Below are 1,250 nucleotides of genomic sequence, written 5' to 3' on the forward strand. Positions count from 1 at the left end.
CCCCCACCCCCACGCCGAGCGGGACCGCGGACCCGAAGGACCCCGACGAGCCGGACGAGCCGGCCGACCCCTGCGCCGACCCCGACGAGGAGGAGGACGGCGAGCGGACGGACGGCGGCCGCGCCGGCGACTCGGGCCGCACCGGCGGCGGGGACGACAACCGGGAGTCGACCGCCGGCACCCGGGCGGGCTTCCTGCGCCGCGACTGACCCGCGCCGCGACTGACCCGCCGCGCCGCGGTCACGCCCGCCGCGGTCCCCGCCCCGCGCGGCGCCCGCCGCCGGTACTACCGGCGCGGCTTGGCGCGGCGGGTGGGCTCGGCCGTCGTCGGGTCCTCGGGCCACGGGTGCCGCGGATAGCGGCCGCGCAGCTCCGCCCGCACCGACCGGTACCCGTGCCGCCAGAACGACTCCAGGTCGGAGGTCACCGCCGCCGGCCGTCCGGCGGGCGACACCAGATGCAGCACCAGCGGCACCCGCCCGTCGGCGATCGTCGGGGTGCTCGTCGCGCCGAAGAGCTCCTGGAGTCTGACGGCCAGCACCGGACGGCCGCCCTCCGCCACCGGCTGGTAGTCGACCCGGACCCGTGACCCGGACGGCACCTCCACCCGTTCCGGCGCCAACTCGTCCAACCGGCTCGCGGTGCCGTCCGCCCACGGCAGCAGACCGGTCAGCAGGGCGTGGGTGTCGACGGCGGCGAGCGAGCCGCCGTCCAGGTGCTCGGCGACGACGTCCAGCAGGGCCGCGTCGGACACGTCCGGCCAGGGCGCGCCGAGTTCGCGGTGCAGGAAGTCCATCCGGCGGCGCAGTGACACGGCCCGCTCCGACCAGCGCAGCAGCCCCACACCCTCCGCACGCAGCGCGGCCAGCAGTGCCTCCCTGACCCGTTCGGGTTCCGGCTCGGCCAGCGGCCGGGCGCTCAGCTCCACCGCGCCCAGCACGTCGACCTCGCGGGCGACGACCTCCCGCCGGTCGCTGTCGAAGGCCACCCGCGACTCGCGGCGGCGCAGCGCACCGGCCGCGTGCGCCGCGGTCTCCTCGTCGATCTCGGCGGCCAGGCTGACCCGGGCACTGGCCGCGCCCGCCGGCCGGTCCGCCGCCGCGACCGCCAGCCAGCGCGCCCCACCGGCCGCGTGTTCGGCGCGTGTGCCCGACACCATCAGATAGCTGTCCCGGCCGCGCAGCGCGGCGACCCGCTCGGGATGGGCGAGCGCCACCACCAGCCCCACGGCCGTCTCCTCCGGCAGACCA

At 78.6% G+C, this 1,250-nt stretch carries 1 protein-coding gene and 1 pseudogene; one reads left to right on the top strand and one right to left on the bottom strand.

Features of this window, described 5'->3' with window-relative positions; genetic code table 11:
- A pseudogene (locus GL263_RS26755) lies at positions 1-209 on the top strand (hypothetical protein); the annotation flags it as partial.
- A gap of 77 nt (positions 210-286) precedes the next feature.
- Here the strand turns inward: GL263_RS26755 and GL263_RS26760 are convergent.
- A partial coding sequence (locus tag GL263_RS26760) for an ATP-dependent helicase C-terminal domain-containing protein (RefSeq protein ID WP_323379575.1) occupies positions 287-1,250 on the bottom strand: 964 nt, incomplete at its 5' end.

The sequence above is a fragment of the Streptomyces durbertensis genome, from assembly GCF_014156695.1.
Classification (GTDB): Bacteria; Actinomycetota; Actinomycetes; order Streptomycetales; family Streptomycetaceae; genus Streptomyces; species Streptomyces durbertensis.